The sequence below is a fragment of the Lysobacter sp. cf310 genome, assembly GCF_900114355.1.
Lineage (GTDB): Bacteria > Pseudomonadota > Gammaproteobacteria > Xanthomonadales > Xanthomonadaceae > Lysobacter.
The window spans coordinates 565,398-580,226 of sequence record NZ_FOSS01000004.1; the positions used below are offsets into that span (position 1 = coordinate 565,398).

Annotated in this window: 9 protein-coding genes; all 9 read left to right on the top strand. The window is 69.5% G+C overall.

The annotated features are described in order from the left end of the window. The first annotated feature begins 13 nt into the window (after nt 1-13). Nucleotides 14-1,993 (top strand): flotillin family protein, encoded by a 1,980-nt coding sequence (locus BMZ45_RS16960; protein ID WP_091637690.1) that lies wholly within the window; start codon nt 14-16, stop codon nt 1,991-1,993. 127 nt (nt 1,994-2,120) lie between these two features. Further along, on the top strand, nt 2,121-7,439 hold the full coding sequence (locus tag BMZ45_RS16965; protein ID WP_091637691.1) for a DNA repair ATPase: 5,319 nt from the start codon (nt 2,121-2,123) through the stop codon (nt 7,437-7,439). Beyond that, entirely contained in the window at nt 7,439-8,140 is a 702-nt protein-coding gene (locus tag BMZ45_RS16970) for a phospholipase D-like domain-containing protein (protein ID WP_091637692.1), read from the top strand. The genes BMZ45_RS16965 and BMZ45_RS16970 overlap by 1 nt, the downstream gene beginning before the upstream one ends. 145 nt (nt 8,141-8,285) lie before the next feature. Next, complete coding sequence (locus BMZ45_RS16975) at nt 8,286-9,179, top strand: alpha/beta fold hydrolase (RefSeq protein WP_175489137.1); 894 nt, start codon at nt 8,286-8,288, stop codon at nt 9,177-9,179. 162 nt (nt 9,180-9,341) lie between these two features. Beyond that, nucleotides 9,342-11,042, top strand: coding sequence for an olefin beta-lactone synthetase (gene oleC / locus BMZ45_RS16980; RefSeq protein WP_091637694.1), 1,701 nt, complete (start codon nt 9,342-9,344; stop codon nt 11,040-11,042). Then, nucleotides 11,039-12,028 (top strand): 2-alkyl-3-oxoalkanoate reductase, encoded by a 990-nt coding sequence (gene oleD / locus BMZ45_RS16985; protein WP_091637695.1) that lies wholly within the window; start codon nt 11,039-11,041, stop codon nt 12,026-12,028. Before oleC ends, oleD begins: the two co-directional genes overlap by 4 nt. Before the next feature lie 93 nt (nt 12,029-12,121). Beyond that, complete coding sequence (locus BMZ45_RS16990) at nt 12,122-12,280, top strand: DUF1328 domain-containing protein (RefSeq protein WP_082576384.1); 159 nt, start codon at nt 12,122-12,124, stop codon at nt 12,278-12,280. 98 nt (nt 12,281-12,378) lie between these two features. Further along, complete coding sequence (locus tag BMZ45_RS16995; RefSeq protein ID WP_091637696.1) at nt 12,379-13,038, top strand: ubiquinone biosynthesis accessory factor UbiJ; 660 nt, start codon at nt 12,379-12,381, stop codon at nt 13,036-13,038. Beyond that, nucleotides 13,035-14,699, top strand: coding sequence for a ubiquinone biosynthesis regulatory protein kinase UbiB (ubiB, locus tag BMZ45_RS17000; RefSeq protein ID WP_091637697.1), 1,665 nt, complete (start codon nt 13,035-13,037; stop codon nt 14,697-14,699). The genes BMZ45_RS16995 and ubiB overlap by 4 nt, the downstream gene beginning before the upstream one ends. Nucleotides 14,700-14,829 lie beyond the last annotated feature (130 nt).

Consider the following 14,829-nt stretch of genomic DNA (forward strand, 5'->3'; position numbering starts at 1 on the left):
AGGGGAGTCTGAAATGAATCTTGAAATCATCCTGCCGGGGCTGATGATCGCGGGCGCGGTCATGGTCGCGATCTTCGGCTTCTTTGGCCTGTTCAAAGCCTTCTACATCAAGGTGCCGCAGGGCACGGCCTTGATCGTGAACGACCTGTCGGCGACCCCGAAGGTGCATTTCACCGGCGCGCTGGTCTACCCGGTGATCTACAAGAAGGAGCTGATGCAGATCTCCTTGATCACGCTGGAGGTCGACCGCCGCGGCAAGGACGGCCTGATCTGCAAGGACAACATGCGCGCGGACATCACCGTGGCCTTCTACCTGCGCGTCAACGAGACCCAGCAGGACGTGCTCAAGGTCGCCAAGGCCGTGGGCACCGAGCGCGCCTCCGACCGCGGCGCGGTAAACGAGCTGTTCAACGCCAAGTTCTCCGAGGCGCTGAAGACGGTGGGCAAGAAGTTCGAGTTCACCGATCTGTTCGAGAACCGCCAGGACTTCCGCGACCGCGTGCTGGAGACCATCGGCAACGACCTCAACGGCTACCTGCTGGAGGACGTGGCGATCGACTATCTGGAGCAGACGCCCAAGGACTCGCTGGATCCGAACAACATCCTCGACGCCGAAGGCATCCGCAAGATCACCGAACTGACCGCCACCCAGAACGTGATCACCAACGAGCTCGAGCGCAACGAGCAGCTGGCGATCACCAAGAAGAACGTCGAGACCCGCGAGGCGATGCTGGCGCTGGAACGCCAGCAGGCCGACGCCGAGGCGCGCCAGAAGCGCGAGATCGAGACCATCAAGGCGCGCGAGGAAGCCGAGACCGCCAAGGTCCGCGAGGAAGAGCGGCTGAAGGCCGAGCAGGCGCGCATCGGCGTGCAGGAGCAGCTGGACATCCGCGAAGAGAACCGCATGCGCGAAGTCGAAGTCGCGCAGCAGAACCGCCAGCGCGCGGTCGTGATCGAGGTCGAAAAGGTCACCCGCGCCAAGGATCTGGAGATCGTCTCGCGCGAGCGCGAAGTCGAGTTGCAGAAGATCGACAAGGAAAAGGCGCTGGAAGAGCAGCGCAAGGACATCGCCAACGTGATCCGCGAGCGCATCGCGGTCGAGAAGACCGTGGCCCAGGAAGAGGAGCGCATCAAGGAAGTGCGCGCCGTGTCCGAAGCCGATCGCGCCAAGCAGGTCACCGTGCTCAACGCGCAGGCCGTGGCCGAAGAGGAACTGGTGCGTCTGGTCAAGCAGGCCGAGGCCGACGAGGCCGCGTCCAAGCACAAGGCGGTCGAGATCACCACGCTGGCGCAGGCCGAGCTGGACGCCGCCGGCAAGCAGGCCGAGGCCAAGAAGCGCCTGGCCGAAGGCATCGAGGCCGAGCGCGCCGCGCCCGGTCTGGCCGACGCGCGGGTGCGTGAAATCACCGCCGGCGCGATCGAGAAGGAAGGCCTGGCCGAGGCGCGCGTGATCGAAGCGCATGCCGACGCCAAGCAGAAGCAGGGCCTGGCCGACGCCAAGGTGCTGGAAGAGAACCTGTTCGCGCAGGCCCGCGGCGAAGAGCAGCTGGGCGTGGCCAAGGCCAAGGCGACCAAGGACCTGGGCCTGTCGGAAGCCGAGGTGCTGCTGCAGAAGTTCAAGTCCGAGGCCGAGGGCCTGGCGCAGAAGTTCGGCGCCCTGGACGGGCTCAGCGACACCGCGCGCGCTCACGAAGAGTTCCGCATGCAGCTGGAGAAGAGCTTCGAGCAGGCGATCGCATCGATCGAGGCCAACAAGGAAGTCGCCAAGGAGCAGGCCGACGTGCTGGCCGCCGCGCTCAGCAAGGCCAACATCGACATTGTCGGCGGCGAAGGCGAGTTCTTCAATTCCTTCGCCAAGGCGCTGTCGGTGGGCAAGGCGATCGAAGGCGTGGCCGGCAAGAGCCCGATCGTGCAGGACGTGCTGCAGAAGCTGCTGTCGCTGCAGGGCGACAAGCCCGCCAAGTCCGGCGACGGCGCTTCGCTGGCGTCCTGACGCGGTAGCGCGGCGCATGCGGCGGCGACGGTCGTGAGGACCGTCGCCGCCAGGACAGGCACGCGGGCGGATCGGGTCCGGCAAGGGCAACCCGAGCGCCGTTCGCGGCAACGAAGGTGAAGCGAAGATGTCGGAAACCAAGCCGCAGGCGCCGGACGCATCGGCCGCCGAAGCCATACTCGACCAGGCGGTCGCCCAGGGCGGCGCCTACGAGGTGCTGCGCAAGCGCCTGGGCGAACAGGGCGCGCGTCTGCGCGCGATCGCCGACGCGCTCAACGCCCAGCGCCTGAGCGAGTTCGGCAGCAGCCGCATGGACGTGGTCGGGCGGCTGCGCATGCGCACCGAGAACAACTGCGTCGCGCGCGACATCGTCCAGGTCGGCGACTGCCTGCTGTTCGGCTACAACGTCTTCATCGGCCTGAAGAAGGAAACCCGGGTCGAGGACGTGTTCTCGCTGCACCGGCTGGTCGAGACCGCCGAGGGCTACGACGTCGAGGCGGTGGACCTGGCCAGCAGCTTCCTCGCCGCGGGCAGCTTTCCGCAGGACTTCCGCGAGCTCTACGCCTATTACAAGAACACCCGCCTGCTGCAGCTGGAGGCGCGCGACGGCAAGCTGCTGGCCGCGTTCCAGATCGGCGAGCGCCTGGACGACGTGCGCGTGTTCCGCTGGTCGGTCGAGGCCGACGGCCAGGTCCGCTACATCGACAACCGCGGCGAGCGCGACATCGCGCTGCCGGCGCCGTTCGACTTCGAATGGACACGCGCCACCCGCGAGATGGCGGTCGAGGGCCGCCATCCGCATCTGAACATTCTCGACACCGTGTTCGTCGAGACCGTCGGCGGCGACCTTACGGTCAAGATCGAGAACAACACCCAGGACGGCCTGGGCATCTACCGCGAGCCGGTCGCCGATCGCACCCAGTCGCTGGACGACGCCCAGGTCGAGTTCGCGCGCGTGGGCAGCCTGATCCTGCTGCGCGTGCTGCCGTATCGCGAGGAGCAGTGGCGGCACCTGGTGTTCAACACCCTGACCCGCAATGTCCAGCGCATCGACGCGATCGGGCTGGCCTGCGTGCAGCTGCCCGAGGACCACGGCATCGTGTTCCCGGGCGGCTATTACCTGCAGAACGGCGAGTACAAGACCTTCGACTCGGCCATGGACGGCATGCGCTTCCAGCGCGCGATCCGTTCGCCCAATGGCGAAGACGTGCTGTACGTGTTCTACGAGCCGCAGGCCGGCCGCTCGGCCTTGTTCACCTACAACATGATCGAACGCCGGCTGCAGACGCCGGTGTACGCGCACGGCCACGCGCGCTACGAAGACGGGCGCATGGTGGTGTTCACCGCCGAGAGCGAAGAGCCGACCCGTGTCCATCCGATGCAGGTCTGGCAGACCCCGTTCTCCAGCGACGAACACGCCGCGCGCCAGCCCGCTGGCAACAGCTTCATGGGCCGGATCGGCAACGCCGAGCTGGTGCGCGGCATCTCCGACCTGCTCAGCCTGTGCCGCGAGATCGACGCCACCGAAGTCTCGGTGCAGCGCTACACCCAGCTCAGCCAGGCCACCCACCGCCTGTTCGACATCCACCATTGGCTGGGCGACCCCAAGGGCGGCGACGCCGCCTCGGTGCTGCGCGAGATCGCCGCCACCAGCGAGTCGGTGATCGACGAGTACGAAAAGGTCGAGGGCATCCGCAGCCAGTCCGAGCGCGCGATGCGCGAGGGCCAGAGCCGCCAGAAGGCGCTGCTGGACTCGCTGCTGCCCGACGGTTGGGACACCGTGCAGCAGCACGTCGATGCGCTCAACGGCATCGCCGCCCAGCGCGGGCATCTGCTGACCATCCGCGACTACCGCTACATCGACGTCGCCGCGATCGACGCGATGGAGACCGAATTGCTGGCCGCGCAGGAGCGCGTGGCCGCGGCCACCGGCGCCTTCCTGTCCGGCGACAAGGCCCTGCTGCCCTACGCCGAGCGCCTGCAGGCGCTGGATGCGCAGGCCCAGCAGGCCGGCAGCGTGGCCCAGCTGGAAGTGCCGCTGAAGCAGATGCAGGCCATGTCCGGCGACCTGGACATGCTGTCGCAGCTGATGGCGACGCTGCGCGTGGACGACGCCACCCAGCGCACCCGCATCGTCGAGGCGATCTCCGGCATCTATTCGCGCCTCAACCAGGCCAAGGCGCGCGCGGATCTGCGCCGCAAGGGCCTGGGCTCGGCCGAGACCGTGGCCCAGTTCGGCGCCCAGTTCACCCTGTTCGGCCAGGGCGTGGCCAGCGCGCTCGCGCTCGCGCGCGATCCGGAGAAGTGCGACGAGCAGCTCTCGCGCCTGATGGTGCAGCTGGAGGAACTGGAGAGCCAGTTCGGCGAGCACGAGAACTTCCTCAACGACATCCTCAGCAAGCGCGAGGAGCTGCTCGAGACCTTCGAGACCCACAAGCAGGCGCTGCTGGACGACCGTCAGCGCAAGGCGCAGTCGGTGCTGGACGCGGCCACCCGCATCCTCGAAGGGCTCGGCCGGCGCACCGCGCGCTTCGAGCACGCCGACGAGCTCAACGCCTTCTTCGCCGGCGATCCGCTGATCCTCAAGCTGCGCGAACTGGCCGAGCGCCTGCGCACGCTCAAGGACAGCGTCAAGGCCGACGACGTCGAAGCCCGCCTCAAGGGCGCGCGCGACCAGGCGGTGCGCGCCTTGCGCGACCGCAGCGACCTGTTCGAGGCCGGCGGCGAAGTCATCAAGCTCGGTCCGCGCCACCGTTTCAGCGTCAACACCCAGGAACTGGACCTGACCCTGCTGCCGCGCGAGGACGGACTGGCCCTGCACCTGACCGGCACCGATTTCCTGGAGCCGCTGCGCGACGAGGCCTTCGACGCCCTGCGCGAGTACTGGCAGGTCGCGCTGGATTCCGAATCGCCCACGCTGTACCGCGCCGAGTATCTGGCCGGCCTGGTGCTGGAAGCCGCCGCGGCCAATCGCGAAGGCTTGAGCATGGACGCGCTGCGCCAGCAGCTGGCGCAGCCGGAGGCCCTGGCGCGCAGCGTGCGCGACTTCGCCGCGCCGCGTTACCGCGAGGGCTATGAGAAGGGCATCCACGATCACGACGCCAGCCTGATCCTGCAGGCGCTGATCCCGCTGGCCGACAGCGCCGGCACCCTGGCCTACAGCGCCGACGCGCGCGCGTTCGCCAGCGTGTTCTGGAGCCAGGTCATGGCCGGCGAAGACGCCGCGCAATGGCCGGAGCGCGCGCGCACCGCCCGCGACATCCAGCGCCTGTTCGGCAGCGACGCCGGCCTGCTGGCCCTGCGCGCCGAAGTCGAAGCGGCGATGCGCGCCTTCCTGCAGGCGCAGCCGCTGGACCTGGATCCAGCATCCTGCGCGCACGCGGCCGACTACCTGGTCGCCGAGCTGTCGGCCGAGCACGTCCAGTTCGCTTTCAGCAAATACGCCCAGGCCCTGCTCAAGACCTTGCAGGAGCGCCTGACCGCCGCGCGCATGTGGGACGGTTTCGTGCAGACCCTGCGCCGCCTCGGCGATCGCCTGCCCGCGCGCTGGTCGCTGGCCGCGAACTGGTTCGACGCGCTATGCCGCGAGCCCGCGCACGCGGCCCTGGCCGGGTATGCGCGCGAAGCGGTGGCCTTGTTGCTGCTGGACGAGCGCGTGCCGCATCGGGTCAGCGAAGTCGAGCTGCGCGCGCCGATCGAGGGCCTGCTGGGCGAGCATCCGCGCGTCATGGCGCAGCGCATGGACCTGGGCGTGGACGACTTCCATGCCCGCTTGCGCGCGCATCGCGAGCGCTTCCTGCCCGGCGTGCGCCGCTACCAGGCCCTGCGCCAGGAAACCGTCGCGCGCGAACGCGAGGCGCTGCGACTGACCGAGTTCAAGGCGCGTCCGCTGAGCTCGTTCGTGCGCAACAAGCTCATCAACGACGTCTACCTGGGCGTGATCGGCGACAACCTGGCCAAGCAGATGGGCACGGTCGGCGAGGGCAAGCGCAGCGACCTCATGGGTCTGCTGATGATGATCTCGCCGCCCGGCTACGGCAAAACCACCTTGATGGAATACGTGGCGCACCGCCTGGGCCTGATCTTCATGAAGATCAACGGCCCCGCGCTGGGCCACGAGGTGCGCTCGCTGGATCCGGCGCGCGCACCGGACGCGACTTCGCGTCAGGAACTGGAGAAGCTCAACCTGGCCCTGGAGATGGGCAACAACGTGATGCTGTACGTCGACGACATCCAGCACACCCATCCCGAGTTCCTGCAGAAGTTCATCTCGCTGTGCGACGGCACGCGCCGCATCGAAGGCGTGTGGAAGGGCCGCACCCGCACCTACGACCTGCGCGGCAAGAAGTTCTGCGTGGTCATGGCCGGCAACCCGTACACCGAGTCCGGCGAGGTGTTCAAGATTCCGGACATGCTGGCCAACCGCGCCGACATCTACAACCTCGGCGACGTGCTCGGCGGCATGGAGGACGCGTTCAAGCTCAGCTACCTCGAGAACAGCCTGACCTCGAATCCGGTGCTGGCGCCGCTGGCCACGCGCGAGCTGGCCGACCTGTACCGTTTCGTCGACAAGGCCGCCGGCCGCGCGTTCTCGGCCAACGAGCTCAGCCATGCCTACGGCGGCGCCGAGATCAACGAGATCGTCGCCACCCTGGAGCGTTTGATGCGCGTGCGCGACGTGGTCTACCGCGTCAACCAGCAGTACATCGCCAGCGCCGCCCAGGCCGCGCAGTACCGGGTCGAACCGCCGTTCAAGCTGCAGGGCAGCTACCGCAACATGAACAAGCTGGCCGAGAAGATCTCGCCGGTGATGAACGAGGCCGAGCTGCAGCAGCTGATCGCCGACCACTACCTGGGCGAGGCCCAGCTGCTGACCGCGGGCGCCGAAGAGAACCTGCTCAAGCTGGGCGAGCTGCGCGGCACTCTGGACGCGGCCCAGACCGAGCGCTGGGCGCAGATCAAGCGCGACTTCCTGCGCAACAAGGCCATGGGCGCCTCCGACACCGATGTCGGCGGCCGCGTGGTCGCGCAACTGGCCGATCTGGTCGAGGGCGTACGCGCGCTGGACGCACCGGCGCCTGCGCCCGAGGCGCCCAAGCCGGTACCGGTGGAAGCGCCGTGGCCGCAGATCGTGGCCCTGCTGGAACGCGCCGCCAATCGCCCGCCGCCGCCGCCGGCGCCGGTCGCCGAGCCCGATCCGCAGGCCTTGCTGGACGGCCTGCGCGCCGCGCTCGAAGCCGCGCTGGGCCCGCTGATCGGCCGCCTCGGCGACGGCGCCGAACAGCAGGCGCAGTGGCAGGCACGCCTGGTCGAGGCGATCCAGCACATGGGCGAGCGCGGCGCGGTCGCGACCGCGCACGTCCAGCACGCGACCGAACAGCAGTTGCAGCTGCAGCGCGCGCTGGCCGACTTCGCCGACCGCCTCAACGAGCGCACGCCGCGCTGATGGGAACCGTCGACTACAGCGAACTCGACCGCGCCCTGCGCGAGAGCGCGGCCGACCGCCGGCTCGACAACGAGGAGAAGTTCGAGCTGCGCGAGCTGGGCGCGCGCCTGGATCCCGAACGCGTGCGCTACCTGCGCAACCGCGCCTTCGACATGGCGCGCGAACTGATCGTGGAGCGTCCGGCCGAATGCCTGGATGCGTTGCGCTGGCTGGAACAGGTGGTGCGCACCCTGGATGTGGTCGGAGCCGCGCCCAGCATCGAGTCCAGCGCCTGTTTCACCCCGGGCGACGATTGCCTGCGCAAGCTGCGCGCGCTGTGCATGGGCGCGCGCCGCAGCGTGGATATCTGCGTTTACACGATCTCCGACGACCGCATCACCGAGGCGATCCTGGACTGCCACCGGCGCGGCGTCGCGGTGCGTCTGCTCACCGACAACGACAAGCGCTACGACGACGGCAGCGACATCGCGCGCCTGCGCGAGCTCGGGGTGACGGTGCGGATCGACGACAGCCCCTTCCACATGCACCACAAGTTCGCTCTGTTCGACGGCCGCACCCTCGCCAACGGCAGCTTCAACTGGACCCGCAGCGCCAGCACCGGCAACCAGGAGAACCTGGTGGTGACCGACGACCCGGCCCTGGTGCGCAGCTTCGCCGGCCGCTTCGAGACCCTGTGGGACAAGTTCGCGCAGGGCTACTGAGCGCCGCTCCTGCCCCAGGGCCAGGCGAATCGGGCCTTTTCGCGCCCGAAATCCCCCGCGCCGCCGCAATGCGACCGATAATGGCGCCCCTGTCCGCCCGGCCCGCGCTCCTGCGCGGGCGCCGCACGAGCCACCGATGACGTCGATCCGCGATCTCCCCGACTACCCGTTCCAGCCGCAACGTTTCGAGGTCCGTCCGGGCATCGCGATGAGCTACCTCGACCAGGGGCCCAAGGACGGCGAGGTCGTGGTGATGCTGCACGGCAATCCGTCGTGGAGCTATTACTGGCGTAAGCTGGTGCTGGGCCTGCGCGATCGCTACCGCTGCATCGTGCCCGACCACGTCGGCATGGGCCTGTCCGACAAGCCGCGCGACGATCGCTACACCTACACCCTGCAGTCGCGCGTCGACGACGTCGAACGCCTGCTGCAGTACCTGCGCATCGACGGCCCGATCACCCTGGCGGTGCACGACTGGGGCGGCGGCATCGGCTTCGGTTGGGGCCTGAAGCACTCCGATCAGATCAAGCGCCTGGTCATCACCAACACCGGCGCCTTCCCGCTGCCGTCGGCCAAGCCCTTGCCGAAGCGCCTGCGCCTGGGCCGCGACTCGGCGATCGGCACCGGCCTGATCCGCGGCCTCAACGCCTTCGCCGGCAGCGCCGCGCGCGTGGGCGTGGTCTCGCCGATGCCGCGCGCGGTGCGCCGCGCTTATCTGGCGCCGTACGACTCCTGGGCCAACCGCATCGCGACCTCGCGTTTCGTGCAGGACATTCCGCTGGCCGAGGGCGACGCGGCCTGGCCGCTGGTCCAGGCCATGGGCCGCAAGCTGCCCGAGTACGCCGACCGTCCGGCCTTCATCGGCTGGGGCCTGCGCGATTTCGTGTTCGATCACCACTTCCTCAAGGGCTTCACCGACGCGCTGCCGCAGGCGCAGGTGCGCGCTTTCGAGGACGCCGGCCACTACGTGCTGGAAGACAAAGCCGCCGTGCTGGTGCCGGAGATCCGCGCCTTCCTCGACGGCCATCCGATCGGCTGATCGCGTCGGCGGCGTGCGCCGCGCTCGCCTTCTGCGGGAGCGGCGCAACTCGCGATTGGTCTCCCGCTTGCGTCGCGACCGGCAGCCAATCGCGGCTGACGCCGCTCCCACGGGGGGGCGATGCGGCAGCTCGGATTCGCCCGGACCCCCTACAATCCACGCATGAGCAACGAACCCTCCGCGGCGGACACCGCCACGCGCGCGCCGGGCGCGCCCTGCAATATCGCCGCCTCCTTGCCGCGCCGCGCCGCCGAGGCGCCCGAGCGCGTGGCGATGCGTTGCCCGGGCACGCGCGACGCCGATGGCTTGCCGCGTTACGACCAGGTCCTGACCTACGCCGAGCTCGACGCGCGCAGCGACGCGATCGCGGCCGGCCTGGCCAAGCGCGGCATCGTGCGTGGCACCCGCACCGTGATCATGGTGCGGCCCTCGCCCGAGTTCTTCCTGCTGATGTTCGCCCTGTTCAAGGCCGGCGCGGTGCCGGTGCTGGTGGACCCGGGCATCGACAAGCGCGCGCTGCGCCAATGCCTGGACGAGGCGCTGCCGGAGGCCTTCATCGGCATTCCGCTCGCGCATATCGCGCGGGTGATCTTGCGTTGGGCGCGGACCGCGCGCATCCGCATCAGCACCGGCCGCCGCGCCTGGCTCGCCGACGCGACCCTGGCCGAAGTCGAGCGCGACGGCGCCGGCGCCGGCGGTCAGCTCGCCGATACCCAGCCCGACGACGTCGCCGCGATCCTGTTCACCAGCGGCTCCACCGGCGTGCCCAAGGGCGTGGTCTACCGCCATCGCCATTTCGTCGCCCAGATCGAAATGATGGGCCAGGCCTTCGGCATCGTGCCCGGCGGCGTCGATCTGCCGACCTTCCCGCCGTTCGCTTTGTTCGATCCGGCCCTGGGTCTGACCTCGATCATTCCCGACATGGACCCGACACGGCCCGCGCAGGCCGATCCGCGCAAGCTGCACGATGCGATCGCGCGCTACGGCGTCGACCAACTCTTCGGCTCGCCCGCGCTGATGGCGGTGCTGGTCAAGCACGGCGCGCCGCTGACCGGCCTCAAGCGCGTGACCTCGGCCGGCGCGCCGGTGCCGCCCGACACGGTCGCGGCGCTGCGCGCGCTGCTGCCCGAGGACGCCCAGCTGTGGACGCCCTACGGCGCCACCGAATGCCTGCCGGTGGCGGTGATCGAAGGTCGCGAGCTGCAGTCCACGCGTGCGGCCACCGAAGCCGGCGCCGGCACCTGCGTCGGCCATGCGGTGGCGCCCAACGAGATCCGCATCATCGCCATCGACGACGCGCCGATCGCGCAGTGGTCGGACGCGCGTACGCTCGCGGCCGGCGAAGTCGGCGAGATCACCGTGGCCGGCCCGACCGCGACCGACAGCTATTTCAATCGCGAAGCCGCGACCCGCATCGCCAAGATCCGCGAAACCCTGGACGACGGCAGCGAGCGCGTGGTCCATCGCATGGGCGACCTGGGCTACTTCGACGGCGAAGGCCGGCTGTGGTTCTGCGGGCGCAAGACCCATCGCGTCGAAACCGCGCAGGGCCCGCTCTACACCGAGCAGGTCGAGCCGGTGTTCAACGCCCATCCGCAGGTGCGGCGCACCGCGCTGGTCGGTGTCGGCGCCGCCGGCGCGCAACGGCCGGTGCTGTGCGTGGAGCTGGCCGAGGGCGTGCACGCGCGCGACTGGCCCGCGATCGAGCGCGCGCTGCGCGCGATCGGCGCGGCGCACGCGCATACCGCGGGCATCGCCGATTTCCTGCGCCACCCGCGCTTTCCGGTCGATATCCGCCACAACGCCAAGATCGGTCGCGAAAAGCTCGCGATCTGGGCCGCCAAAGAGGGAGCGTGGAGATGAAGGTACTGGTCACCGGCGGCGGTGGTTTTCTCGGCCAGGCCCTGTGCCGCGGCCTGGTCGAGCGCGGCTATGAGGTCGTCAGTTTCAACCGCGGCCACTATCCGGCCCTGGACGCGCTGGGCGTGATCCAGATCCAGGGCGATCTGGCCGATCGCGAGGCGGTGATCGCGGCCGCGCGCGGTTGCGAAGCGGTGTTCCACAACGCCGCCAAGGCCGGCGCCTGGGGCAGCTACGACAGCTATCACCAGGCCAACGTGGTCGGTACCGACCACGTGCTCGCGGCTTGCCGCACGCATGCGATCGGGCGCCTGGTCTATACCTCCACGCCCAGCGTCACCCACCGCGCGACCCATCCGGTGGAAGGCGGCACCGCCGACAACGTGCCCTACGGCGAAGGCTTCAAGGCGCCGTACGCGACCACCAAGACCATCGCCGAGAAAGCGGTGCTGGCCGCGAACGCGTCCACGCTGGCCACCGTCGCGCTGCGCCCGCGCCTGATCTGGGGCGTGGGCGACAACCAGCTGCTGCCGCGCCTGGTCGCGCGCGCGCGGGCCGGACGCCTGCGCTTCGTCGGCGACGGCTACAACAAGGTCGACACCACCTATATCGACAACGCCGCGCAGGCGCATTTCGACGCCTTCGATCATCTGGCGCCCGGCGCGGCCTGCGCGGGGCGCGCCTACTTCATCAGCAACGGCGAACCCAAGACCATGCGCGAGACCTTGAACGGCCTGCTCGCCGCGGTCGGCGCGCCGCAGGTCGACAAGACCCTGCCGTTCGGCGCGGCGTACGCGATCGGCGCGGTCTGCGAAGGTTTGTGGCATGCCTTGCCGCTGAAGGGCGAGCCGCCGATGACGCGCTTCCTGGCCGAACAGCTGGCGACCTCGCATTGGTACGACATGGCCCCGGCGACCCGCGATTTCGGCTATGTGCCGCGGGTGAGCTTTCACGAAGGCCTCACCCGGCTGAAGGCCGCCTGCACGTAAACGGGCGTCGTCACCGCCTGAGCACCTGCGACTGAGCACGATCGGGGCACACCCTCGGTCCTGCCTGGTGCAGGGCCTCCTCAGGAGATCTCCATGCTCAGTTACGCCGTCATCTTCTTCATCATCGCCATCGTCGCCGCGGTCCTGGGCTTCAGCGGCATCGCCGGCGCCGCCACCAACATCGCCTGGATCCTGTTCGTCGTCTTCGTGATCCTGGCCATCATCTCGCTGCTGCGCGGCCGCAAGGTCTGAGCCGCCGGACCGGGCGGTGCTGAACGCAGTCCCGGCCCGCTCGCGGGCCGGGACACTGCGGTCTCGGGCCCGCCGGGGCGCGGGGCTACAATGAGCGCATGAACACCTCCGCAGACGCCCTGTTCCCGCCCAAACTCAAAAGCTACGCCGGGGGCGCGCTGGAAGCCGCGCTCAACCGCGCGCTGGCGCTGGACCCCGATACGCGCGACGCGCTGCGCACCCTGGACGGCCGCCGCGTCGCCCTGCACCTGGCAGCACCGCCGCTGGCGCTGCAGGTGCGCGTGGACGGCGACCGCCTGCGGGTGGGCCCGGTCGAGGCCGAGGTGGAAGCCGATCTGTCGGTGCGCAGCACCCTGGCGGGGCTGGTCTCGCAACTGCCGTTCCTGCGCAACGACGACGCGCCGCCGGTCGGCAAGCTGCGCATCGAGGGCGACGCCGACCTGGCCCGCCGCCTGCAGCGCCTGGCCGAGCGTTTCGATCCGGACTGGCAGGGTTCGCTGACCGGCGTGTTCGGCGAGGTGATGGGCGTGCAGATCGCCAACGCGGTGGCCGGCGGGCTGCGCCACGCGCGCGGCGCGGCCGGCGCCTTCGCCCGCAACGCGGCCGAATTCGTCACCGAGGAATCGCGCGACGTGGTCGCGCGCGACGAGCTCAACGCCTTCCACGACGACGTCGACGCGGTGCGCGACGACGTCGAGCGCGCCAGCGCGCGCGTAGCGCGCCTGCGCGAGCGCATCGCCGCGCGGAGCGGCGCATGAAGTCGGCGTTGCGCGCCTGGCGCATCGGCCGGGTTCTGCTGCGTTACCGGCTCGACGACCTGCTCGACGGCACCCCGGCCGAGCGCTGGCTCAAGCTCGCGCGTCCGTTCGTGCCGCGCGCCTCGGCCGAGATCGCGGCGATGTCGCGCGGCGCGCGCCTGCGCCTGGTGCTGCAGGAGCTGGGCCCGATCTTCGTCAAGTTCGGCCAGATCCTGTCCACCCGTCGCGACCTGGTGCCGCCGGACGTGGCGATCGAACTGGCGCTGCTGCAGGACCGGGTCAAACCCTTCGACGGCGAGGCCGCGCGCGCGATCGTCGAGACCGCGCTGGAACGCAGCATCGCCGAGGCCTTCGAGGCCTTCGACACCACCCCGCTGGCTTCGGCCTCGATCGCCCAGGTGCACGCGGCGATCCTGCCCGGCGGCCGCGAGGTGGTGGTCAAGGTGCTGCGCCCCAACATCGAAAAGCAGATCGCCGGCGACATCGCCCTGCTCAAGACCATCGCCAGCGTGGTCGACCGCGCCCATCCCAGCGCCGACAAGATCCGTCCGCGCGAGATCGTGGCCGAGATCGAGAGCACCCTGGCCGCCGAGCTGGACCTGCAGCGCGAGGGCGCCAACGCCAGCGTGCTGCGCCGGTTCTGGAAGGACAGCGAAGACCTCTACGTGCCCGAGGTGATCTGGTCGCACACCGCCGAGCGCGCCCTGACCCTGGAGCGCGTGTACGGCATTCCGTCCGACGACATCGCCGCGCTCGACGCCGCCGGCATCGACCGCAGCGCGCTGGCGGCCAAGGGCGTGCGGGTGTTCTACACCCAGGTGTTCCGCGACAACTTCTTCCATGCCGACGCCCACGCCGGCAACATCTGGGTCGACAGCGATCCCAAGCGCAAGAGCAATCCGCGCTTCATCGCCCTGGACTTCGGCATCATGGGCCAGCTCTCCGACGAGGATCAGTACTACCTCGCCGAGAACTTCATGGCGATCTTCAACCGCGACTACCGCCGCATCGCCGAGTTGCACGTGCAGGCCGGCTGGATGCCCGCGCATATCCGCATCGACGAACTCGAGGCGGCCACGCGCGCGGTCTGCGAGCCCTATTTCACGCGCCCGCTCAGCGAGATCTCGCTGGCCGAGGTGCTGGTCAAGCTGTTCCGTACCGCGCAGCGCTACGAGCTGACCCTGCAGCCGCAGCTGATCCTGCTGCAGAAGACCCTGCTCAACATCGAGGGCGTGGGCCGCTTGCTCGACCCCAAGCTCGACATCTGGGCGGTGGCGCGGCCGGTGCTGCAACGCATCCTGGTCGAACGCTACAGCCCGCAGCGCCTGGCCTCGGAATTCCGTAAGCGCCTGCCCGAGCTGGTTACGCATGCACCCGAGATGCCGCGCCTGCTGCACGCCTGGCTGACCCAGCAGGTCAGCGGCGGCCACGAGCTGCGCATGCGTTCGCAGGACCTGGCCGAGCTCACGCGCACGGTGAAGGACGCGCAGCGGCGCACGGTCGCGGCGATCCTGGGCACCGGCCTGTTGATCGTGGCGGCGGTGCTGTATGGCCTGGAAGCCGGCGGTCCGCGCTTCTGGTCGATCCCGGCCTCGTCGTGGATCGCGGGCATCGGCGGTTTGTGGGCGCTGCTGGCGGCGTGGCCGCGGCGCAGCGCTTAGTCGCTACGCGGTCCGGGCGTAGAGCAAATCCCCCTCAATCCCCCTCTACAAAGGGGGAGGACAAGCATCATTTTTTAATGGGAGAGGCACGCCCTGTTGTCGAAGCGCGAGACAAGCGGGTGCAGCGAAG